This is a genomic window from Streptomyces botrytidirepellens, from assembly GCF_003721215.1.
Lineage (GTDB): Bacteria > Actinomycetota > Actinomycetes > Streptomycetales > Streptomycetaceae > Streptomyces > Streptomyces himastatinicus.
The window spans coordinates 51681-74688 of record NZ_RIBZ01000318.1 but is presented as its reverse complement, the minus strand read 5'-3'; the positions used below and the strand labels follow the sequence as shown (position 1 = coordinate 74688).

At 72.2% G+C, this 23008-nt stretch carries 19 protein-coding genes; 16 read left to right on the top strand and 3 right to left on the bottom strand.

The features are described from left to right. From EEJ42_RS53185 to EEJ42_RS27740, 11 genes are all read left to right on the top strand, one after another. A partial coding sequence (locus EEJ42_RS53185) for an ATP-binding protein (protein WP_246097433.1) occupies positions 1 to 1175 on the top strand: 1175 nt, incomplete at its 5' end. Positions 1176 to 1215: 40 nt separating this feature from the next. Beyond that, the gene (locus tag EEJ42_RS27785) at positions 1216 to 2295 is read left to right on the top strand and encodes a tetratricopeptide repeat protein (protein WP_246097432.1); all 1080 of its coding nucleotides are present in this window, start codon (positions 1216 to 1218) and stop codon (positions 2293 to 2295) included. Positions 2296 to 2365: 70 nt separating this feature from the next. Beyond that, on the top strand, positions 2366 to 2725 hold the full coding sequence (locus EEJ42_RS27780; protein ID WP_123104112.1) for a histidine triad nucleotide-binding protein: 360 nt from the start codon (positions 2366 to 2368) through the stop codon (positions 2723 to 2725). A gap of 5 nt (positions 2726 to 2730) precedes the next feature. Further along, a complete protein-coding gene (locus tag EEJ42_RS27775) occupies positions 2731 to 3651 on the top strand; it encodes a ribonuclease Z (RefSeq protein WP_123104082.1) in 921 nt (306 codons plus the stop codon). 174 nt (positions 3652 to 3825) lie between these two features. Continuing rightward, complete coding sequence (locus EEJ42_RS27770; RefSeq protein ID WP_184503303.1) at positions 3826 to 4938, top strand: PfkB family carbohydrate kinase; 1113 nt, start codon at positions 3826 to 3828, stop codon at positions 4936 to 4938. A 171-nt stretch (positions 4939 to 5109) separates the two neighbouring features. Then, the gene (locus tag EEJ42_RS27765; RefSeq protein ID WP_123104080.1) at positions 5110 to 6114 is read left to right on the top strand and encodes a PhoH family protein; all 1005 of its coding nucleotides are present in this window, start codon (positions 5110 to 5112) and stop codon (positions 6112 to 6114) included. A gap of 38 nt (positions 6115 to 6152) precedes the next feature. Next, on the top strand, positions 6153 to 6650 hold the full coding sequence (gene ybeY, locus EEJ42_RS27760; protein WP_123104078.1) for an rRNA maturation RNase YbeY: 498 nt from the start codon (positions 6153 to 6155) through the stop codon (positions 6648 to 6650). Then, positions 6647 to 7954, top strand: a complete 1308-nt coding sequence (locus EEJ42_RS27755; protein WP_123104076.1) for a hemolysin family protein — start codon at positions 6647 to 6649, stop codon at positions 7952 to 7954. Before ybeY ends, EEJ42_RS27755 begins: the two co-directional genes overlap by 4 nt. Positions 7955 to 8294: 340 nt before the next feature. Next, positions 8295 to 11330: a beta strand repeat-containing protein gene (locus EEJ42_RS27750; RefSeq protein WP_123104074.1), complete on the top strand. Its 3036-nt coding sequence runs from the start codon at positions 8295 to 8297 to the stop codon at positions 11328 to 11330. 131 nt (positions 11331 to 11461) lie between these two features. After that, positions 11462 to 11812, top strand: coding sequence for a cytidine deaminase (locus EEJ42_RS27745; protein ID WP_123104108.1), 351 nt, complete (start codon positions 11462 to 11464; stop codon positions 11810 to 11812). Between the two features lie 71 nt (positions 11813 to 11883). Next, a complete protein-coding gene (locus EEJ42_RS27740) occupies positions 11884 to 12897 on the top strand; it encodes a GTPase Era (RefSeq protein WP_123104106.1) in 1014 nt (337 codons plus the stop codon). A gap of 132 nt (positions 12898 to 13029) precedes the next feature. Here the strand turns inward: EEJ42_RS27740 and EEJ42_RS27735 are convergent, their stop codons facing one another. Together EEJ42_RS27735 and EEJ42_RS27730 are read right to left on the bottom strand one after the other, a co-directional pair. After that, on the bottom strand, positions 13030 to 13296 hold the full coding sequence (locus EEJ42_RS27735) for a protealysin inhibitor emfourin (RefSeq protein WP_123104072.1): 267 nt from the start codon (positions 13294 to 13296) through the stop codon (positions 13030 to 13032). Positions 13297 to 13323: 27 nt separating this feature from the next. After that, positions 13324 to 14406, bottom strand: a complete 1083-nt coding sequence (locus EEJ42_RS27730) for a M4 family metallopeptidase (protein ID WP_123104070.1) — start codon at positions 14404 to 14406, stop codon at positions 13324 to 13326. 324 nt (positions 14407 to 14730) lie between these two features. Between EEJ42_RS27730 and leuA the strand changes: the two genes are divergently transcribed. The 5 genes from leuA to EEJ42_RS27705 all read left to right on the top strand — a co-directional run bounded on the left by leuA (position 14731) and on the right by EEJ42_RS27705 (position 21864). Continuing rightward, positions 14731 to 16509: a 2-isopropylmalate synthase gene (leuA, locus tag EEJ42_RS27725; protein WP_123104068.1), complete on the top strand. Its 1779-nt coding sequence runs from the start codon at positions 14731 to 14733 to the stop codon at positions 16507 to 16509. 166 nt (positions 16510 to 16675) lie between these two features. After that, positions 16676 to 17389 carry a TerB family tellurite resistance protein gene (locus EEJ42_RS27720; protein ID WP_039939029.1) on the top strand — a complete coding sequence of 238 codons (714 nt, stop codon included), beginning with the start codon at positions 16676 to 16678 and terminating at the stop codon, positions 17387 to 17389. Positions 17390 to 17516: 127 nt separating this feature from the next. After that, the gene (locus EEJ42_RS27715; RefSeq protein WP_123104066.1) at positions 17517 to 19664 is read left to right on the top strand and encodes an MMPL family transporter; all 2148 of its coding nucleotides are present in this window, start codon (positions 17517 to 17519) and stop codon (positions 19662 to 19664) included. A gap of 86 nt (positions 19665 to 19750) precedes the next feature. Then, positions 19751 to 21154, top strand: coding sequence for a sensor histidine kinase (locus tag EEJ42_RS27710; RefSeq protein ID WP_123104064.1), 1404 nt, complete (start codon positions 19751 to 19753; stop codon positions 21152 to 21154). Then, a complete protein-coding gene (locus EEJ42_RS27705) occupies positions 21151 to 21864 on the top strand; it encodes a response regulator transcription factor (RefSeq protein ID WP_123104062.1) in 714 nt (237 codons plus the stop codon). The genes EEJ42_RS27710 and EEJ42_RS27705 overlap by 4 nt, the downstream gene beginning before the upstream one ends. A gap of 22 nt (positions 21865 to 21886) precedes the next feature. Here the strand turns inward: EEJ42_RS27705 and EEJ42_RS27700 are convergent, their stop codons facing one another. Further along, on the bottom strand, positions 21887 to 22993 hold the full coding sequence (locus EEJ42_RS27700; RefSeq protein ID WP_123104060.1) for a glycoside hydrolase family 18 protein: 1107 nt from the start codon (positions 22991 to 22993) through the stop codon (positions 21887 to 21889). Positions 22994 to 23008: the final 15 nt, after the last annotated feature.

Sequence of the window (23008 nt, the reverse complement as noted above, 5' to 3'; positions counted from 1 at the left end):
CCCCGCCCGCCGCTCCGGCCCCCGCCGCTCCAGCCCCCGCCGCTCCGGCCCCTGCCGCTCCTGGCCCCGCCGCTCCGGCCCCTGCCGCTCCTGGCCCCGCGTCCGGAGCCGGTTCGTACGACTGGCGGCGCGCCGAGGGCGAGTTGGCGGACGTCGTCCCACCGCGCTTCGTGGAGGCCCCGGACGACCCCGCGGATTCCGAGCACTCCGAGCACCCCGAGCACTCCGACGAGGGGCCCCGGCCGCACGGGCCGTTGGCCGCCGACGGCTCCGACGACCCTGGTGAGACCTCCGCGTGGGAGGTGGAGCGCACCGGTGTGCGCCTGGCCGACATCGGCGGCATGGACGAGGTCAAGGAACGCCTCGACGCCGCCTTCCTCGCCCCCATGCGCAACCCCGAGCTGCGCAAGCTCTACGGCAAGAGCCTGCGCGGCGGGCTGCTGATGTACGGGCCGCCCGGCTGCGGCAAGACGTACATCGCGCGCGCCGTGGCCGGGGAGCTGGGCGCCCACTTCATGTCGGTCAGCATCAGCGACGTTCTCGACATGTGGATCGGCAATTCCGAACGGAACATGCGCGAGCTGTTCCAGACCGCCCGCCGCAGCGCCCCCTGCGTGCTCTTCCTGGACGAGCTGGACGCCCTGGGCGCCAAGCGCAGCCAGCTCCGCCACAGCGGGCTGCGCACCACCGTCAACCAGCTGCTGGCCGAGCTGGACGGGGTCGACGCGGAGGCCAACGAGGGGCTGTTCGTGCTCGCCGCCACCAACCACCCCTGGGACGTGGACGGCGCGCTGCGCCGCCCCGGCCGCCTCGACCGCACCCTGCTGGTGCTGCCGCCCGACCAGCCCGCGCGCGAGGCGATCCTCCGCCACCACCTGGCGGACCGCCCGATCGCGGGCGTCGACGTGCGCAAGCTGGCCAAGCGGACCGACGGCTTCTCCGGCGCGGACCTCAAGTACCTGTGCGAGACGGCGGCCGAGCGCGCCCTGATGGACTCCGTACGGACCGGACAGGCCCGGATGATCGGCCAGGACGATCTGCTGGCCGCGCTGGGCCAGGTGCGGCCCTCGACCCGCCCGTGGTTCGACACCGCGCGCAACGTGGCCCAGTTCGCCAACGAGGGCGGCACGTACGACGATCTGCTGGCCTACCTCAAGCGGAAGCGGATGCTGTGAACGCCGCCGACGGGGACGGAAACGGCGACGGGGGCCGTACATGAGCGGGACCGGGACCGAGCACCCGCTGACCGCCCAGGCGGCCGCGCTGATCGAACTCGAACGGTACGACCAGGCGAAGGAGCTGCTGGCCCGCCGCCTGGCCGGTGAGCCGGACGACGTCCGGGCCTGGGTGCGGCTGGCCATATGCCACGTCAACACCAAGGACTTCGAGGACGCGCTGCACGCGACCCAGGAGGCGCTGCGCCGCGACCCGGAGGACTTCGACGCGCACCGGTTCCGTTCCTTCGCCCTGCGCCGTCTCGGCCGTTCGGACGAGTCGGTCGCCGCCGCCCGCGAGGCCATCCGCATCCTGCCGGACCACTGGATGGGGTACACGGCGCTCTCCGAGGCGCTGATCTCCCCGCCCGACCGCTGGCCCCAGGCGTACGAGGCGGCGGTGACGGCGGTGCGGCTCGGCCCGGAGGAGGTCGGAGCCCACCGCGCCCTGTGGAAGGCGGCCCTGGCCAACGGGCGTCGCGACGTGTGCGACCAGGCGGTGAGCGAGGTGCTGCGCCTCGACCCCTCCAACGCCTGGGCGCTGCACGAGCGGGCCACCCGCAAGGCCCACTCGAAGGAGGCCAAGCTCCCGGAGGTCGCCCAGGGCTACGCCCAGGCGCTGGCCGCCGCCCCGAGCGACCAGGGGCTGCGCAAGGGCCTGGAGGGGACGCTGTTCCGGATGGTGCGCGGCACCCGCTGGCTCGCCCTGCTGTGCCTGCTGATCGCCGTGCTGACCGCCAGGGTCTTCCCCACGGAGGACGATCCGACCGCGCTGCCCGCGCCCCTCGGCACGAGGCTCTACGCGCTCGCCCTGATGGGGGTCGTCTGGGCGCTGGGCGCCTGGCGCGCGTACCGCAAGCTGCCGCACGGCGCCAAGCTGGGCGTCTGGTCGCTGGTGCGGCGGGAGTTCTGGGTGAAGCTCTCGCTGTACGAGGCGGTGTGGTGCACGCTGTGCGCGGCGCTGATCGTGATCGTCCCGTGGACGGACCGGGTGTTCCTCCAAGTGCTCACGCACGCGGGCTGGGTGCCCCCCTTGATCACCATCTGGTTCGAGCGGGCCGCCCTGAGGGAGGCCCGGTAGCATCCCGTGCGAAGGCGTTGATGATCCAGAAGTGCCGATGATCCAGCCGACGATCCGTAAGGAGCCACCGGTGGCGGGAGAACCGCAGGCCGACTGCCTGTTCTGCAAGATTGTCTCGGGGGAGGTGCCGGCGACCGTCATCCGCGAGACCGACACCACCGTCGCGTTCCGCGACATCAACCCCCAGGCACCGACGCACGTCCTGGTGATCCCCAAGGTGCACTATCCGGACGCCGTGTCCCTGGCGGCCGCCGAGCCGCGGATCGCCGCCGACGTGCTGGTCGAGACGGGCGCGGTCGCCGCCCACGAGAAGATCGACGGCACGGGCTACCGGGTCGTGTTCAACACGGGCTCGGGCGCCGGGCAGACCGTCTTCCACACGCATGCCCACGTCCTCGGCGGCCGTGGCCTCAACTGGCCCCCCGGGTAGTTCCGTTGTCCGCGCGGGAACTGGTCGTCCTCGGCACCGCGAGCCAGGTGCCCACCCGGCACCGCAACCACAACGGCTATCTGCTGCGCTGGGACGGCGAGGGCATGCTGTTCGACCCCGGCGAGGGCACGCAGCGGCAGATGCTGCGGGCCGGGGTGGCGGCCCATGACATCAACCGGATCTGCGTCACCCACTTCCACGGCGACCACTCGCTGGGGCTGGCCGGGGTCATCCAGCGGATCAACCTCGACCGCGTTCCCCATCCGGTGACCGCGCACTACCCGGCCAGCGGTGAGCGCTTCTTCGACCGGCTGCGGTACGCCACGGCCTACCGCGAGACGGTCCGGCTGACCCAGCGGCCGGTCAGCGGTGACGGCGAGGTGATCGCCCGTACCCCCGCGTACACCCTGGAGGCGGTCCGGCTCTCGCACCCGGTCGAGTCCTACGGCTACCGCCTCGTCGAGCCCGACGGCCGCCGGATGCTGCCGGAGCGGCTCGCCGCGCACGGGGTGCGCGGGCCCGAGATCGGGCGGCTCCAGCGGGAGGGCGCCATCGAGCGGGACGGGCGCACGGTCACGCTGGAGGAGGTCAGCGAGGCCCGGCGCGGCCAGCGGTTCGCGTTCGTCATGGACACCCGGCTGTGCGAGGGCGCGCACGCGCTGGCGGAGGGCTGCGATCTCCTGGTGATCGAGTCGACGTTCCTGGACGAGGACGAGCCGCTGGCGACCGAGCACGGCCATCTGACGGCCGGGCAGGCGGCCCGGATCGCGGCCGGGGCGGGCGTACGCCACCTGGTGCTGACGCACTTCTCGCAGCGGTACGGCGACCCGGCCGAGTTCGAGCGCCAGGCGCGCGCGGCGGGCTTCGACGGGGAGCTGACCGTCGCCCAGGACCTGATGAGCGTGGCCGTGCCGAAGCGGCGCTAGCACCGCCGTCGCGCCGCGGGACGGGTGCCATCCGGCACACTGGCCGCATCCGCCCCGGCGGCAACGACGGAACGAAGCGGCCAACGGAACGAAGCGCCGGCGAAAGCGCACAGCACCAGTAACAGAACGAAACCGGTAGCAACAGAACAGAACGGTCCGACCTGGGAGCACACGGTGACGACACACGACGGTGACCAGCCCTTGGCGAGCCGCCCCCTGCTCGATCCGCTGGCGGCCGTCCGCGGCCCCGGCGACCCCGGCTGTGACGTCTATCTCACCGGCACCGTCTTCCTCGACATCATCTTCACCGGCCTGGACTCCGCGCCCGTCCGCGGCACCGAGTCCTGGGCGCGCGGCATGGGTTCCAGCCCCGGCGGCGTCGCCAACATGGCCACCGCGCTGGCCCGGCTGGGGCTGCGCACCTCGCTCGCCGCCGCCTTCGGGGACGACCACTACGGCGACTACTGCCGGGACGCCCTGGAGCGCGGCGAGGGCATCGATCTGTCGCTGTCCCGCACCATCCCCGGCTGGCACTCCCCGGTGACCGTCTCCATGGCGTACGAGGGCGAGCGCACGATGGTCTCGCACGGCCACGAGGCGCCGCCGCCCGAGGAGCCCGCGCCCAGCTGCCCGCCCCCGGCCCGGGCCGCCATCGCCTCCCTCGTTCCCGGCCGCCGGGAGGAGTGGGTCGCCGAGGCCGCCCGGCGCGGCAGCCGGATCTTCGCGGACGTCGGCTGGGACGACACCGGCCGCTGGGACCCGGCGGACCTCGCCGACCTGGAGCACTGCGAGGCGTTCCTGCCCAACGCGGCCGAGGCGATGTCCTACACCCGCACCGACTGCCCGCGGGCCGCCGCCCGCGCGCTCGCCGAGCGGGTGCCGCTCGCCGTGGTCACCCTGGGCGCGGAGGGGGCGTACGCGGTGGACGGCCGCACCGGCGAGACCGCCGAGGTGCCCGCGATCGCCGTGGAGGCCCTGGACCCGACCGGCGCCGGGGACGTGTTCGTCGCGGGCTTCGTCACCGGCACCCTCGCCGACTGGCCGCTCGCCGACCGGCTGGCGTTCGCCGGGCTGACCGCCGCGCTGTCCGTCCAGGAGTTCGGCGGCTCGCTCTCCGCGCCCGGCTGGTGCGAGATCGGGGCCTGGTGGCAGCACGCCCGCTCCTACGACGACCAGTCGCCGAGCGCGCTGCGCCGCTACGCCTTCCTGGACCGTCTGCTGCCCCCCGCTGCCCGCCCGAGCCTGCTGCGCCGGGCCGTCCCCACGATCGGCTTCCGCCGGGCGTGAACACCCGTGCCCGGTACCAGGCACGAAGCGCCTGCGGCCCGGTGTGATGAAGGGCATGGAGTAAAAGCACTCGGGTCTTGTCGGTGGCCCGTCGTACCCTGGTATCTCAAGGTTGTCGAGCAGCGAGAACCCTTGTCGCAGGAGGTAGGAGCAGGCCGCAGAGCCGAGCCCATGACGCAACCAACCACAGCACCGCAGGCGCATGCGCAGTTCACGGTCCCGACCAAGCACCCGATGGTCATGGTCCTGGGATCGGGTGACTCGTTGCTGCGTGTGATCGAAAAGGCGTTCCCGTCGACCGATATCCATGTCCGGGGCAATGAAGTCAGCGCGACCGGGGACCCTGAGGAAGTCGCCCTGGTCCAGCGTCTGTTCGATGAGATGATGCTGGTGCTCCGCACCGGTCAACCGATGACGGAGGACGCGGTGGAGCGCTCCATCTCCATGCTGCGCGCAGCCGAGAACGGCGAGGGCGAGGCGGCCGAGACGCCCGCCGAGGTGCTCACTCAGAACATCCTCTCCAACCGCGGCCGCACCATCCGCCCCAAGACGCTCAACCAGAAGCGCTATGTCGACGCGATAGACAAGCACACCGTCGTCTTCGGCATCGGCCCAGCCGGTACCGGCAAGACCTATCTGGCGATGGCCAAGGCAGTCCAGGCCCTCCAGTCCAAGCAGGTCACCCGGATCATCCTGACCCGGCCGGCGGTCGAGGCGGGGGAGCGGCTGGGCTTCCTGCCCGGCACGCTCTACGAGAAGATCGACCCGTATCTGCGGCCCCTGTACGACGCGCTGCACGACATGCTCGACCCCGACTCCATCCCGCGCCTGATGGCCGCGGGCACGATCGAGGTCGCCCCGCTGGCGTACATGCGCGGCCGGACGCTCAACGACGCGTTCATCATCCTCGACGAGGCGCAGAACACGAACCCCGAGCAGATGAAGATGTTCCTCACCCGGCTCGGCTTCGACTCGAAGATCGTGATCACGGGTGACGTCACCCAGGTCGACCTCCCGGGCGGGACCAAGAGCGGTCTGCGCCAGGTGCGGGAGATCCTGGACGGCGTCGACGACGTCCACTTCTCCCTGCTCACCAGCAAGGACGTGGTCCGGCACAAGCTGGTCGGCCGTATCGTCGACGCGTACGAGCAGTACGACAGCCGCAACGGCCAGTGACCGCCCCCGAAGAGACCCGAGAAAAGACGAACCACCCCATGGCGATCGACGTCAACAACGAATCCGGTACGGACATCGACGAGCGCGCGATCCTGGACGTCGCCCGCTACGCACTGGCCCGGATGCGTATCCACCCGCTCTCCGAGCTGTCGCTGATCGTCGTCGACGCCGACGCCATGGAGCAGCTCCACATCCAGTGGATGGACCTGCCGGGGCCGACCGATGTCATGTCCTTCCCGATGGACGAGCTGCGGCCGCCCGCCAAGGACGACGAGGAGCCCCCGCAGGGCCTCCTCGGTGACATCGTGCTCTGCCCCGACGTGGCCAAGAAGCAGGGGGAGGAGGCGCCGACCGGGCACTCCATGGACGAGGAGCTCCAGCTGCTCACCGTCCACGGCGTCCTCCATCTCCTCGGCTACGACCACGAGGAGCCGGACGAGCGCGCCGAGATGTTCGGCCTCCAAGCGGCGATCATCGACGGCTGGCGGGCCGAGTACGGCCTGACCGGGCCCTCCCCGGCCCCCACCACGCGATGAACGGGCAGCTCCTCACGGCGACCGTCCTGCTGGTGGTCGTCGCCTGGCTGGCGGCCTGCGCCGAGGCGGGCCTCGCCCGCACCACCCGGTTCCGCGCCGAGGAAGCGGTGCGGAACGGGCGGCGGGGCAGCGCCAAGCTGATGCTCGTCGCCGAGGACCCCACCCGCTACCTCAACGTGGCGCTGCTGGTGCGCGTCGCGTGCGAGGTGGCTGCGGGGGCCGTCGTCACGTACGCCTGTCTGCACGCGTTCCCCGAGACCTGGAAGGCGCTGACCGTCGCGATCGGCGTGATGGTCCTGGTGTCGTACGTGGCGGTGGGCGTCTCGCCGCGCACCATCGGCGCGCAGCATCCGCTCAACACCGCGACCGTCGCCGCCTATGTGCTGCTCCCGCTGGCCCGGATCATGGGCCCCATCCCGCCGCTGCTGATCCTCCTCGGTAACGCGCTCACCCCCGGAAAGGGCTTCCGGAAGGGCCCGTTCGCCTCCGAGGCCGAGCTGCGCGCGCTGGTCGACCTCGCCGAGCAGGAGTCGCTGATCGAGGACGACGAGCGGCGCATGGTGCACTCCGTCTTCGAGCTGGGCGACACCTTGGTGCGCGAGGTGATGGTGCCGCGCACCGATCTGGTCGCCATCGAGCGCTTCAAGACCATCCGGCAGGCGCTCACCCTCGCGCTGCGTTCCGGATTCTCCAGGATTCCGGTCACCGGGGAGAACGAGGACGACATCGTCGGGATCGTCTACCTGAAGGACCTGGTCCGCAAGACGCACATCAACCGGGAGTCCGAGTCCGAGCTGGTCTCCACCGCCATGCGGCCCGCCGCCTTCGTCCCCGACACCAAGAACGCGGGCGACCTGCTGCGGGAGATGCAGCAAGCGCGCAACCACGTGGCCGTGGTGATCGACGAGTACGGCGGTACCGCGGGCATCGTCACCATCGAGGACATCCTCGAGGAGATCGTCGGCGAGATCACCGACGAGTACGACCGTGAACTGCCGCCCGTCGAGGACCTCGGCGACGGCACCCACCGGGTCACCGCCCGGCTCGGCCTCGGCGACCTCGGCGAGCTGTACGGCACGGCCCTGGAGGATGAGGACGTCGAGACGGTGGGCGGGCTGCTCGCCAAGTCGCTGGGCCGGGTGCCGATCGCGGGCGCCACGGCTCAGGTCGACGTCCCCGAAGGCGGCACCGACCCGGCCCTGAAGGCGCTGCGGCTGACCGCCGAATCCCCGGCGGGCCGCCGCAACCGCATCGTGACGGTGCTGGTGGAGCCGGTGCGGGAGACGGCGGCGGCCGAGTCGTAAGGCCCCGCCGAACGGGTGCGGGGCGCCTGGGGGCGCGGGGGCGCCCCGTATCACGCCCGCGCGGGGAGGCGCACGGACGCGCGGGGTCGCGCTGCGCCATACGGATGCATTCACCCTCTGTGGTCTGGCCCATCTGGCGTAGGCAGCGGCTTACTTGCAGATACCGACCGGTGGGCCGCCCATACCCCTGTCGGGGGACAGCCGGCTTGTCGTTCCGACGTAGGCAGGTCGGCCGTATGGGCACCCCCACGCAGGGAGAACAGGGTCTCCGCGGGATTGAGAGCGGAGACCCGGGCGGTCCACCCCTCCCCATACCGCACCCCGGGAAGGGGCCGCTCCCATGGCTTCCTCGACCACCACGGTCACCTCCACGCCGAACCCCTCCGTCCCCGGTCAGGCCGTCACCTACACCGCGACCGTCGCCTCGGTTCCACCGGGCGCGTTCACCCCGACCGGCACGGTCACCTTCACCCTGGACGCCGGTGCGCCGGTGACCGTCGCGGTCGACGCCGCCGGACAGGCCTCCTTCACCGACAGCTCCCTGGCCGTGGGCTCCCACACGGTGACGGCCACCTACAGCGGCGACGCCAACCTGGACCCGTCGACGGGCACCAGCATCCAGCAGGTCAACCAAGGGGCGACGACCACCTCCCTGACGGCCTCGCCCAACCCCGCGGTCTGCGGCGAAGCGGTGACCCTGACGGCGACCGTGGCGGCCGTCCCGCCCGCCGCGGGAACCCCGACAGGCACGGTGACCTTCATCATCAGCGACGACGGGCCGGCCCTCACCGCGCCCCTCGACGCCACCGGCCAGGCGTCCGTCACGGTCGCCGATCTGGACGTGGGCACCCATGTGGCGGCGGCCTTCTACGGCGGGGACACCGAGTTCGCCGCGTCCAACTCGGCCTTGGTCCCGCTGACGGTGAACCAGGCCACCTCGACCACCGCCTTCACCGCCACCCCCGACCCGTCGGTCTGCGGCCAGACGGTGACGCTGTGCGCGACGGTGACCGTGGACGACCCGGGGACCTGTACCCCCACCGGGACGGTGACCTTCGCCGTTTCCGGCGGCCCGACGCTCACCGCGCCGCTCGACGCGACCGGCCAGGCCTGTGTGACGAGCGACGAACTGCCCGGCGGCACCAGTTCGGTGACCGTCACCTACTCCGGCGACACCGGCGTCGCGGGCTCCTCGACCACCGGCTCGGTCACCGTCGACCAGGCCACGTCGACGACGACGGTCTCGGCGACGCCGAACCCGTCCGTCTGCGGCGAAGCGGTCACCCTGTGCGCCCAGGTGACGGTGGCTTCGCCCAGCACCTGCGTCGCGACCGGCACCGTGACGTTCGTGATCACCGGTGGTCCGACGCTGACGGCGACGGTCGACGCCACCGGCCAGGCCTGCGTGACCACCAGCGCCATCCCGGTGGGAACGCAGACCGTGACCGCCACCTACGCCGGCAACGCCGGGGTCTCGGGCTCCATGGGCACCACGAGCGTGACGGTGAATCAGGCGTCCTCGACCACCACCGTCACCGCCCCCGACCCCGGCGCCTGCGGAGAGTCGGTGACGATCTGCGCCCAGGTGACGACCGTGCCGCCCGGCACCTGCCCCCCGACCGGCACGGTGACGTTCGTGATCTCGGGCGGCCCGACGCTGACCGGGGTGGTGGACGGCACCGGTCAGGCCTGCGTGACCACCAGCGCCATCCCCGTCGGCACACACGTCGTGACCGCCACCTACTCCGGCGACACCGGCGTCGCGGGTTCCTCGGGCACCGGGACGGTCACCGTCACCCCGGGCACGTCCACGCTGACGGTCTCGGCGACGCCGAGCCCCTCCGTCTGCGGAGAGGCGGTGACCATCTGCGCCCAGGTGACGGTGGCTCCGCCCAGCACCTGCGTCCCGACCGGTGACGTGACGTTCGTGATCACCGGCGGACCGACGCTGACGGCGACCCTGGACGCCACCGGCCAGGCGTGCGTGACCACCACGGCGGTGCCGGTCGGCACCCACACGATCACCGCCACCTACGCGGGCGACTCCGGCGTCGGGGGCTCGACGGGCACGGCCTCGCTGACGGTGAACCCCGCGTCGTCCACCACCACGGTCTCGGTCACGCCCTCCCCGTCGGTCTGCGGCGAGTCCGTCCTGCTGTGCGCCCAGGTCACCACCGTGCCGCCCGGCACCTGCACCCCGACCGGCACGGTGACCTTCGTGGTCTCGGGCGGCCCGACCCTCACGGCCACGGTCAACGCCAGCGGTCAGGCCTGCGTCTCCACCACCGCCATCCCGGTCGGCACCCACACGGTGACGGCGACCTACGGGGGCAGCACCGGCGTCGCGCCCTCCACGGGCAGCGGCTCGGTCACCGTCAACCAGGCCGCCTCCACGACGACACTGACGATCTCGCCCAACCCGTCCGTGTGCAGCCAGCCGGTGACGATCTGCGCCCAGGTGACGACCGTCGCGCCGGGCACCTGCACCCCGACCGGCACCGTCACGTTCGTGATCAGCGGTGGCCCGACCCTGACCGGAACGCTCAACGCCAGCGGTCAGGCCTGCGTCACCACCAGTGCGCTGGGCGTGGGAGCACACACGGTCACGGCCACCTACGGGGGCAGCACGGGCGTCGCGGGCTCGACGGCCACCGGCAGCGCCACGGTGAACTCGGCCAGTACCACCACCACGATCACCTCCACCCCCAACCCCTCCGCCCCCGGCCAGACGGTGACCTTCACCGCCACCGTGGCACCGGTCGCCCCGGCGACCGGCACCCCGACCGGCACCGTCACCTTCGTGATCAGCGGCGGCCCGACCCTCATCGGAACGCTCAACGCGGCCGGACAGACGACCGTGAGCACCAACGCGCTCACCACCGGCTCCCACACGGTCACCGCCACCTACAGCGGCGACAGCTGCTTCAACTCGTCGACCGCGTCGCTCACCCAGACCGTGGCGGGCTCGACGACCACCACCCTGACCGCCACCCCGGCCGTCATCCGGCTGCGGATCAACGGCCAGCTCGTCATCCCCACCCTCAGCGCCACCCTCAAGGACCAGTCCAACAACCCCGTCCCCGGCCAGACGATCGTCTTCACGGCCAACACCGTGCTGGGACCGATCGCCCTGGGCAGCGCGGTCACCAACNCCGGCCAGACGATCGTCTTCACGGCCAACACCGTGCTGGGACCGATCGCCCTGGGCAGCGCGGTCACCAACGCGTCCGGCACGGCGACGCTGACCAATGTCACCGTCCCGCCCACGGTCCTGACCGCCAATACGTACACCGCCACCTTCGCGGGTGGTCCGGGCCTCAGCCCGGCCACGGCGTCCGCCTCGCTGAGGTTCCAGCCGCTGCCGCTGCTCCCGTAGCGGGATCCCGTCCGCCCGCGCCGGGCCGTCGCCACTGCGGCCCGGCGCGGGTCCATGCGTGCCCGCAGGACGCACAACCGGTGTCACGCCCGGTCAACGCCCGGCCAGCGCCCCGTCCTATGCTCATCCGTATGAGCGAAGCAGCGCAGCTGGACCCCGAAGACCGCAAGATCATCACGCTGGCCCGCTCCGCGCGCGCCCGCAACGGCGTCGCGGAGGGCGCCGCCGTACGTGACGAGACGGGCCGTACGTACGTCGCGGGCACCGTCGCCCTCGACTCGCTCCAGCTCAGCGCGGTGCGCACCGCCGTCGCGATGGCGGTCGCCAGCGGGGCGAAGTCGCTGGAGGCCGCGGCCGTGGTGACCGAGGCGGAGACCGCCGCCGACGAGGACCGCGCGGCCGTACGGGACCTGGGCGGGGCCGGAACCCCGATCCTGCTGGCGGGCACCGACGGCACCCTGCGCGCCTCGCTGCCCGTCTGAGCCACCGGACCGGAACGAAGCACGTGGACGGCTGGTCGGAGCGGTCCGGGGCATCGGGGAGAATGGTGGCCATGACTGCCGGTACCTCCCCGTCCCCGACCGAGCAGCGGGAGACCCCGCACCGCTCGGGTTTCGCCTGCTTCGTCGGCCGCCCCAACGCGGGCAAGTCGACCCTGACCAACGCGCTGGTGGGGACGAAGGTCGCGATCACCTCCAACCGCCCGCAGACCACCCGGCACACCGTGCGCGGCATCGTGCACCGCCCCGACGCACAGCTGGTGCTCGTGGACACCCCCGGTCTGCACAAGCCGCGCACCCTGCTCGGCGAGCGGCTGAACGACGTCGTACGGACCACCTGGGCCGAGGTCGACGTCATCGGCTTCTGCCTGCCCGCCGACCAGAAGCTCGGCCCCGGCGACCGCTTCATCGCCGCCGAGCTGGCCGGGATCAAGAAGACGCCCAAGGTCGCCATCGTCACCAAGACCGACCTGGTCGAGTCCGAGCAACTGGCCCAGCAGCTCCTGGCCATCGACCGGCTCGGCAAGGATCTGGGCATCGAGTGGGCCGAGATCGTCCCGGTCTCGGCCGTGGGCGCGGAAAAAATGGGGGCGGGACGCAGTCCCTCGTCTGACGGTGGTGGTGGGAGAGGGGCCGGCCAGGTCGGCCTGCTGGCCGATCTGCTCGTCCCGCTGCTCCCCGAGGGCCCGACCCTCTACCCCGAGGGCGACCTGACCGACGAGCCGGAGCAGGTGATGGTCGCGGAGCTGATCCGCGAGGCGGCGCTGGAGGGCGTACGGGACGAGCTGCCGCACTCCATCGCGGTGGTCGTGGAGGAGATGCTGCCGCGCGAGGACCGCCCGGCGGACAAGCCGCTGCTGGACATCCACGCCAACCTCTTCATCGAGCGCCCCAGCCAGAAGGGCATCATCATCGGCCCGAAGGGCCGCCGCCTGAAGGACGTCGGCTCCAAGTCCCGCAAGCACATCGAGGCCCTGCTCGGGACTCCGGTGTTCCTCGACCTTCACGTCAAGGTCGCCAAGGATTGGCAGCGCGATCCGAAGCAGTTGCGTCGGCTGGGATTCTGACACCCGCCCCAGCCGCCGGTCGGAGGCCGGCGCAGCCGTGCGAAGCCCGGGAGGCCCCCTGGGGCCGAGCGGTGCGAGGGCGGCAGAGAGAGCAGGGGCCCGAAGCAGTTGCGTCGGCTGGGATTCTGAGCGCTACGTGCCCTCCTTCAGGACCGTCCGCACCAGCTCCCGCTGGGCGTCGCTGAGGTGCGGGTCCGCGGCGTGGACCGTGCGGCCGTCCACCGTGATCTCGTAGTGGAAGCCGTCCGGAACGCCGCGCGTGGCCGCCGGGGCGCCGGACTCGACGGCCTGGTGGGCCAGGGCGGCCAGATGGGTGGCGTCGGGCCGACCGGCGGTGTCCAGATCGGCCCGGCGCTCGATTCCGGCGAATCCGCCGGATCGGGTCACGGAGATACGCATAGGTCCATCAGTACCCGAGGGTGAGGCTCAGCGCGCGTCCAGGTCCGTGATCCCGACGCCTTCCCAGGCCTCCCGCACCGCGTCCCGCTCCTCGCCCTCGCCGAAGCGGGCCCGGGCGGCGGCCACCGTGAGCCGGGCGAAGTCGTCGAACTGCGCGTCGGGGGACAGCTCGCCGCCGGTCAGCACGTCGTACCAGACCCGCCCGGCCTTCTCCCACGCGTTGCCGCCGAGCGCCGTGGCGGCCAGGTAGAACGCGTGGTTGGGGATGCCGGAGTTGATGTGGACGCCGCCGTTGTCGCGCGAGGTGCGCACGTAGTCGTCCATCGTGCCCGGCTGCGGGTCCTTGCCGAGGACGTCGTCGTCGTACGCCGTGCCGGGGGCCTTCAGCGAGCGCAGGGCCACCCCGGTGACCCGCTCCGCCAGCAGCCCGGCCCCGATCAGCCAGTCGGCCTCGTCGGCGCTCTGGCCCAGCGCGTGCTGCTTGACGAGTGAGCCGAAGACGTCGGACATCGACTCGTTGAGCGCCCCGGACTGGCCGAAGTACTCCAGGTTGGCGGTGTACTGGGTGACGCCGTGGGTCAGTTCGTGGGCCATGACGTCGATGGGGATGGTGAAGTCGAGGAAGATCTCGCCGTCTCCGTCGCCGAAGACCATCTGCTCGCCGTTCCAGAAGGCGTTGTTGTAGTCCTGGCTGTAGTGGACGCTCGCGTCGAGCGGCAGGCCCGCGTCGTCGATCGAGTGGCGGCCGTACACCTTGAGGAACAGCTCGAAGGTCGCGCCCAGCCCGTTGTAGGCCCGTGTCACCGACTCGTCCGAGGTCGCCGTGTCGCCCTCGCCGCGCACCTTCTTTCCCGGCAGCGCGTCCTGGTGCTGGGAGTCGTAGATCGTCCGCTTGGGCCGGTCGGAGGGCGCGCCCTCCAGGGTGGGGGCGGCGATCCCGCGGACGGTGGTGATCCGGCGGCGCGTGCGCTCCAGGGCGTCCCGCTCCAGGGTGCGGCGGGCGGGGTCGGCGAGGGCGGAGTCCTCGTGCTGGGAGACCTTGTCCAGGACATGCGGCGGCACGATCGTGCAGAAGACACGGCGGCTGCGGGAGTTCGCGTTGACATCCATCCAGGCAATGTCGCACCGTGTCTACCGCTTGTCACGCCTTGCGGTCATGATTGATGAAATCGAGTGGTAGATGTCCATTCCTCCTTGCGGGATGCCGTGGTCCGCATAGTGATACGGGGCCACGCGTCGCGCGCGTCTCGGTTACGCTGCTGAGCATCATGCGTTTCGGGCTGCTTCTTCTTAGCTGCCGCGGCGAGGGCCTGTAGTCGTAGGCCGACCCCCTCCCCGCGGAGTTCGGTGTTGCGGTGATTTCGCCCCGTCGGCCGCCCCATGGACTTTCGTCCCAGCGGACACCCGAGCGGATCCCAGAGGAGCCCACGCATCATGAGCACGTCCGACAATCCCGGTCAGCGCGCCGTAGGCCGTCCCACCCCCATCACCGCCGCGACCGTCACCCAGAAGCCTTCGGGCATGCCGATCCACAAGTACGGCCCGTACGAGGCCGTCGACATCCCCGACCGCACCTGGCCGGACAACCGCATCACCGTCGCACCGCGCTGGCTGTCCACCGACCTGCGGGACGGCAATCAGGCGCTGATCGACCCGATGTCCCCGGTGCGCAAGCGCGAGATGTTCGACCTGCTGGTCCGCATGGGATACAAGGAGATCGAGGTCGGTTTCCCCTCCTCCGGCCAGACCGACTTCGACTTCGTACGGTCGATCATCGAGGAGGGCGCGATCCCCGAGGACGTGACGATCTCCGTCCTCACCCAGGCCCGCGAAGAGCTGATCGAGCGCACCGTCGAGTCGCTGCGCGGGGCGCACCGGGCCACCGTGCACCTGTACAACGCCACCGCGCCCACCTTCCGCCGCGTCGTCTTCCGCGGCACCCGTGAGCAGGTCAAGCAGATCGCGGTGGACGGCACCCGGCTGGTCGTCGAGTACGCCGACAAGATCCTGGGCGACGACACGGTCTTCGGCTACCAGTACAGCCCCGAGATCTTCACCGACACCGAGCTGGACTTCGCGCTGGAGGTCTGCGAGGGCGTCATGGACGTCTGGCAGCCCGAGGCCGGCCGCGAGATCATCCTCAACCTGCCCGCGACCGTCGAGCGCTCCACGCCCTCCACCCACGCGGACCGGTTCGAGTGGATGTCGCGGAACCTGTCCCGCCGCGAGCACATCTGCCTGTCCGTCCACCCGCACAACGACCGCGGTACGGCCGTCGCCGCCGCCGAGCTGGCGATCATGGCCGGGGCGGACCGCATCGAGGGCTGCCTGTTCGGGCAGGGCGAGCGCACCGGCAACGTCGACCTGGTGACCCTGGGCATGAACCTGTTCTCCCAGGGCGTCGACCCGCAGATCGACTTCTCGCAGATCGACGAGATCCGCCGCACCGCCGAGTACTGCAACCAGATGCAGATCCACCCGCGCCACCCCTACGCGGGCGACCTGGTCTACACCGCCTTCTCCGGCTCCCACCAGGACGCCATCAAGAAGGGGTTCGAGGCGATGGAGGCCGACGCGGCCGAGCAGGGCAAGACGGTCGACGACATCGAGTGGGCCGTCCCGTACCTGCCCATCGACCCCAAGGACGTCGGCCGCTCCTACGAGGCCGTCATCCGGGTCAACTCGCAGTCCGGCAAGGGCGGTATCACCTATGTCCTGCGGAACGACCACAACCTGGATCTGCCGCGCCGCATGCAGATCGAGTTCTCCAAGACGATTCAGGCCAAGACCGACGCCGACGGCGGCGAGGTCACCCCGGCCCAGATCTGGGCCACCTTCCAGGACGAGTACCTGCCGACGGACGACAACCAGTGGGGCCGGATCGCGCTGCGCACCGCCCAGACGTCCACCACCAGCGAGGGCACCGACGCGCTCACCGTCGAGGCCGTCGTGGACGGCACCGAGACCGTCCTGACCGGCACCGGCAACGGCCCGCTGGCCGCCTTCTTCGACGCCCTGGGCGCCATCGGCATCGACGTACGGCTGCTGGACTACTCCGAGCACACCCTGAGCGAGGGCGCGGCCGCCCAGGCCGCCGCGTACATCGAATGCGCGATCGACGGGAAGGTGCTGTGGGGCGTCGGCGTCGACGCCAACATCGTGCGCGCCTCCCTCAAGGCCGTCGTCTCGGCGGTCAACCGCGCACGGCGGTGAACACCCGCTGATCCTGTCACCCACAAGGGGCCCCGTTCGCCGCATGAGGTGGGCGGGGCCTCGGGTTTGGCCTGTTGTCTCCGTTCGGGGTACTGACGGCGCATCATGGATGTGGCTAGCATCACGTCAACGCGGCAACGTGGCCGAAGCGTTATGGAGGTGTGACGTGGTGCACGCGCGAGCCCGCCGTGACCGGGACCTGTGTGTGGTGGGCGTCCGCACTCTATGGCGGACGGTCGGCGATGGCGAGTTCTTCTGCCCCGACTGCGGAGGCGACCGCAACTACCGCCGCCGCACCGGCCGCCGCCGCATCGTGGTGCTCGGCCTGCCGCTGCTGCCCCGCGGACCGGTCGCTCCCGTCGTCGAATGCGCCGCCTGCGCGGCCCGGTTCGGCACCGAGGTCCTGGACCACCCCACCACCACCCGCTTCTCCGCGATGCTGCGCGACGCCGTGCACACCGTCGCCCTCGCGGTCCTCGCCGCGGGCGGCACCGAGGCCACGGCGGTGCGTCAGGTGGCGGTCGGCGCCGTGCGCGCCGCCGGATTCGCCGACTGCGACGAGGACCAGCTCCTCGCCCTCATCGAAGCCCTCGCCGCCGACACCGGCCGCCTCCCCGGCGCCGCCACCGGCGAGCGCGACGGCCTCGACCCCTGCGGTACGGCGCTCGCCATCGAACTCCACGAGGCCCTGGAACCCCTGGCCCCCCACCTCGCCCCCACCGGCCGCGAAGCGATCCTCCTCCAGGGCGCCCGCATCGCCGTAGCCGACGGCCCCTACCGCCCCGCCGAGCGCGCGGTCCTCGAAACCGTAGGCCGCGCCCTCATGATCTGCCCCGACGACACGGCCCGCCTCCTGGCCGCCACCCGAGCGGCGTTCTGACGTGATCCAGGCGTCCGGCTCCTTACTCCCCGGGGAGTAAGCGACCCGGAGGCGCCACTACCGCAGTAGTGCCCATCTCCCTCGCCGGCGCGACGTTTCGGGTGTGCGGTGCCGGAAGCCTTGGGGCATGCAGACCACATCGCTACGGATACAAAGCGACCCCCGGCAGCCGGGCCCGCCCAACGCGTCCGGCAGACGGCTGCCTTGGGCGGCCATCACCGCCTGGATCCTGGTGCTCCTGGTCGCCGTGCCCTTCGCGGGCAAGCTGAACGACGTCAAGCGCGACACCGCCGTCGACTACCTCCCGGCGGGCGCCGACTCCACCCAGGTCGCCCGGCTCCAGGAGAAGCTGCCCGGCGGCGACACGACCGACCTCGTCCTCGTCTACCACCGCGACGGCGGGCTGACCGCCGCCGACCGCCGGGCGGCCGACGGGCGGGTCGCGGAGGTGGCGGGCCGTCATGAGCTGGTCGGCGGCAGGGCGCCGCGGGCCGTGCCGTCCAAGGACGGCACCACCGTGATGTACCCGATGGCGCTCACCGGGCTGAAGGACGAGAAGGTGCGCGCCGAGGCTGTCAAGGACGTCCGTGCCGAGCTGTCGACCCACCCCGCGGGGCTGTCCGTCCAGGTCGCCGGGCCCGGTGCGCTGGCGGCCGATTCGCAGGAGGTCTTCGCCTCCACCGACGGGACTCTGATGTTCGCGACGGCCGGGATGGTCGCCGTGCTGCTGATCCTGACCTATCGCAGCCCGTTCCTGTGGCTGGTCCCGCTGGTGGTGGTCGGGGTGGCGGCGATGGCGGCCATGGCCATCGTCTACGGCCTGGTCCAGGGCTTCGATCTCGTCGTCACCAGCATGAGTTCGTCGATCATGACAGTGCTGATCTTCGGCGCCGGTACCGACTACGCCCTGCTGATCGTGTCCCGCTACCGCGAGGAACTGCGCCGCCACCGGGCTCCGTACGACGCGATGCGCCAGGCTCTGCGCGGTTGCGGTCCCGCCGTCCTGGCCTCCAGCGGTACCGTCGCCGCCGGGCTGCTGTGTCTGCTCGCCGCCGACCTCAACAGCAGCCGTGGTCTCGGGCCGGTCGGCGCGGTCGGTGTCGTCTGCGCGCTCGCCGCGATGATGACGCTGCTCCCCGCGGTGCTGGTGCTGCTCGGGCGCCGGGTGTTCTGGCCGCTGGTACCCGCGTACGGCAGTGAACCGCGGGCCCGCCGGAGCGTGTTCGCCGCGATGGGCGGCGCGGCCGGACGGCGGCCCGGCCTCGTGCTGCTCGGCGGTACGGCCCTGCTGGGAGCTCTCGCGCTCGGCGCGCTGAACATGCCCGGTGACCTCAAGCAGCAGGACACCTTCACCGACAAGCCCGAGTCCGTGACCGCCGCCCAGACGCTCACCCGCGCTTATCCCGGGGCCGGCACCCAGCCCATCAGCGTCCTCACGCGCTCCTCGCACGCCGCCAAGGTGCTGGACCGGGCCCGTGGCACGGACGGTGTCGAACGGGCGGTGCGCGGCCGCAGCGGCGGCGGCTGGGCCGAGATCGACGTGTTCGCCGAGGACGCCCCGCAGTCGGCGGGCGAACTGGCCACGATCCACTCCCTCCGCTCCGGGCTGGAACGGATCGACGGCGCGGACGCTCTGGTCGGTGGTCCCAGCGCTCAGCAGCTCGATCTCAAGGACACCAACGCCCACGACCGGAAGATCGTCATCCCGTTCGTCCTCGTCGCCGTCCTGCTGATCCTCGCCGCCCTGCTGCGCAGCCTGGTCGCACCGCTGGTCCTGGTCGCCGCCGTGATCGCGGTGTGGGGTGCGGCGATGGGTCTCGGCGGGCTCGTCTTCGAGCCGGTCTTCGACTTCGCCGGTGTCGATCCCGGGCTGCCGCTGCTGTCCTTCGTCTTCCTGGTCGCGCTCGGCGTCGACTACGGCATCTTCCTGATGCACCGCATGCGTGAGGAGTCGCTGCGCGGCGCGCCGGTCGCGGAAGCGGCGCTCACCGCTCTGCGCACCACCGGCGGTGTGATCGCCGCGGCGGGCCTGGTGCTGGCGGCGACCTTCGCGGTCCTCGCGTCGCTGCCCATGGTGATGCTGGTCGAACTGGGCTTTGTGGTCGCGGTCGGTGTCCTGCTCGACACCTTCCTCGTCCGGACGTATCTGGTGACGTCGGCGAGTCTGCTGCTGAAACGGCGGGTCTGGTGGCCCGGCCCCCTCTCCCGCCCCGCAGCGGCGGACGCGGACGCCCGGCCCGAACCGGTCACCCTCGCCCCTGCCGGGAAGTCCTGACCCGTACCGCGGGGAGGCGGGTGCCCGGGTCGGCCGCGCAGGGGACGGCCGGCCCGGGGCCCGCCCCGGTGAGCCCGTACGCGCCTATGGTCGGCCCGGGGCCGATCCCCGAGGATGGAGCCGTGTCCGCACACCCCGTGACCCAGAGCGTGCCCCAGAGCGTGTCCCGGAGCGAGACTCAGAGCGTGTCCCGGAGCGTGACGCGGGGGCTGAGCCGGTTCGTGCACGCCCTGCACAGCGGCCCCCGCCCCGCCGAGACCCGGGCCGAGTCCCGCGCCCGGCGGCGCACCGACGCCGTGATCGCCGGCGCGGTGCTCGCCCTCCAGTGCGCTGTGGCCCTGTTCAACCCTGACCGCAACGGCCACCGCCCCGACGCCCTCGGCTGGGCGCTGCTCTTCGGCAGCGCCGCCGTGCTCATCGGGCGGCGGCACAGCCCGATGGTGGTCACGGCGGCCGTCGTGTTCATCGTCGGTCCGTACCACGCCATGGACAACGTGCACCTCGCCGTCGTCCCCGCCGGGCTCATCGCCGTCTACACGCTCGCCGTCATCGGTCCGCCGCTGCGGTCCTTCCTCACCGTCTCCCTGGTGATCACGTTCATGGTGGTGGTGATGTCCCTGAGCGGCAAGCCGCACGGGGCTGCCGACATGCTGCGCAGCTCCGGCTGGGTGCTGTCGGTCGTGGTGTTCGGCGAGGCGGTGCGTATGCACCGCAAGTACATCGGCGCGATCCTGGAGCGGGCCGAGCGGGCCGAGCGCAGCCGCGAGGAGGAGGCCGCGCGCCGGGTCGCCGAGGAGCGGCTGCGGATCGCGCGCGATCTGCACGATCTGCTGGCCCACAGCATCACCCTCATCGGCGTCCAGACCTCGGTCGCGGCGCACGTCCTGATCGCCGACCCCGACCGCCTCGACCGTGCGGCCATGGCCAAGGCACTCGACGGGATCTCCGGTACCTGCCGCGACGCCCGCGCCGAACTCCGCGCCACCCTCCAGGTGCTGCGGGCGGGCGAGGGCGGCGACGGTGACGACGGGGAAGGCACGGGACCGCTGCCGGGCCTGGCCGGACTCGCCGACCTGGCCGCGGCGGCGGAGGCGGCGGGCGTACGGGTGGAACTCACCGTCGATGTGGACGCGTCGGAGCCGTCCCCGGCCGTCGGCGCCGCCGCGTACCGCATCGTGCAGGAGGCGCTGACGAACGCCGTGCGGCACGCGCCCGGTACCCGCGTACGGATCAGCGTGACGCGGGACGAGTGTGGGCTGTGCGTCGCCGCCGTGGACGACGGCCCACCGGACGGGACCGCCCTTCCCGCCGAACCGGGCCGCCCCCGGGGCTACGGCCTCGTCGGCATGCGCGAGCGCGCCCGCAGCGTGGCGGGCACCCTGACCGCGGGCCCGCGCCCGGACGGCCGCCCCGGCTTCGCCATCACCGCCGCGCTACCGTACGGCAGGGGCGCAGCGGCCCCCTCACGCCCCACGGAGGCCACCGCATGACCACCCCGCAGGACTCGACGCCCGGGGCCGCGACCCCGATCCGCGTTCTGCTCGCCGACGACCAGACCCTGGTCCGCTCCGCCTTCGCCATGCTCGTCGCGTCCGCCCGCGACATGGAGGTGGTCGGCCAGGCGGGCACCGGCAGGCAGGCCGTCGAACTGGCCCGCACCGCCCGGGCCGATCTCGTGGTCATGGACATCCGGATGCCCGACCTCGACGGCATCGAGGCCACGCGCCGCATCGCCGCGGACGAGGACCTCGCCGGGGTCAAGATCCTGATCCTGACCACGTACGACACCGATGAGCACATCGTCGAGGCGCTGCGCGCGGGCGCGTCCGGCTTCCTGGTGAAGGACACCCGGCCGACCGAACTGCTCGACGCGATACGAACGGTGGCGGCGGGAGAGTCGCTGCTCTCACCCGGCCCGACCGCCCGGCTCATCGCCCGCGCCCTCCGCCTCCCGGACGCCCCGCCCCCCGGCACCCCGCCCCCGGCGGCCCTGTCCGCCCTCTCCGAACGCGAACGCCAGGTGCTCGCCCTCGTCGCCCGCGGTCTCAACAACACCGAGGCCGCCCAGGCCCTGGGCCTCTCGCCCCTCACCACGAAGACCCACGTCAGCCGCATCTTCGGCAAACTCGGCGCCCGCGACCGGGCCCAACTGGTCATCGCCGCCTACGAATCGGGCCTGGTCACCCCCTCCGGCCCGTGATCAGCCGCCCCAGGAGGGGGCGTCAGTCCTTACCCCGGGCGCCCCAGTCCTCGCGGTACGCCGTCCAGTCCGCGTCCGTGGCGGCGAAGTCCACGTACAGCGCCACCCCGAAGCGCTTCCGCAGGCGGTCCTCGCGGCCGAGGCCGAGGCGGGTGCCGCGGACGGCGGCGGTGACGGTCTCGGCCCAGGCGTGGTGGCCCCAGTTGTTGGTGTGGTAGCCGGGGAGGCCCATGAGGAGGTCCGTTCCCGGCGGGGTGGCCTCCAGGGCGAGTTCCGTCTGCTGGGCCACGTAGCCGCCGTACAGGCTCTCCAGCGGCATCGACGTGTCGTACGACATGACCGCGATCTGGTCGACCCGCCGCGCCACCTGTCCGAAGAACGCCTGGGACCACCACTTGGGGTGGTTGAAGAAGAAGCCCGCCACCGAGTGCAGCGCGGGCAGCGGGTCGATCTGGTGGGCGGCGACCGAGAGCGGGGCGCGGCGGGCGCGGGTGAGGGCGTGCAGGTCGTCGAGGAGGGTGAGGTAGTCGCGGTCGCCGGAGTGCAGCGGCTCCAGGTCGAAGTGGACGCCGTCGAAGCCCGCGTCGAGGACCTGGCGGGCGGAGCGCACCACGTGGGCCCGGCTGCGCGGGTCGGTGAGCCGCAGCCCGGTCGGGCCCTCGGTGGCCAGGACGTCGCCGAGCCACGCCTGTACCCGTACGCCGGGCAGTTCGCGGTGGACGGCCTTCAGCAGCCACCCGGCGTGCGGGTAGCGCTTCGCGGACAGGGTGCCGTCGTGGTCCAGCGGGCCCGCGTGGACGTACAGGTCGCGGACGCCGGTGCCGCGTATCCGCCGGGCCAGGGCGGCGAGTTCGGCGTCGCCGTTGCGGCCGTCCACCCAGGCGTGGCCGAGCCACACCGCGTCCCGGCCCCGGGTGCGGGTGCCGGGCTCCGGATCGCCCGCGTAGTTCAGCCGCAGCGTGATCCCGGCCGCGAGCAGGGACAGCACCAGGCACCCCACGAGGGCGGCCACGACGCGCTTGGGCCACCTCAGCCGGGGATGCGACCAGCAGCGGACGACGGCGGAGCGGGCCCGGCGGAGCCGGGTGCGGGCGGCGGCCAGGGCCGGGGATATCGGGGGCTTGGTCACGTACGGGAGAGTAGC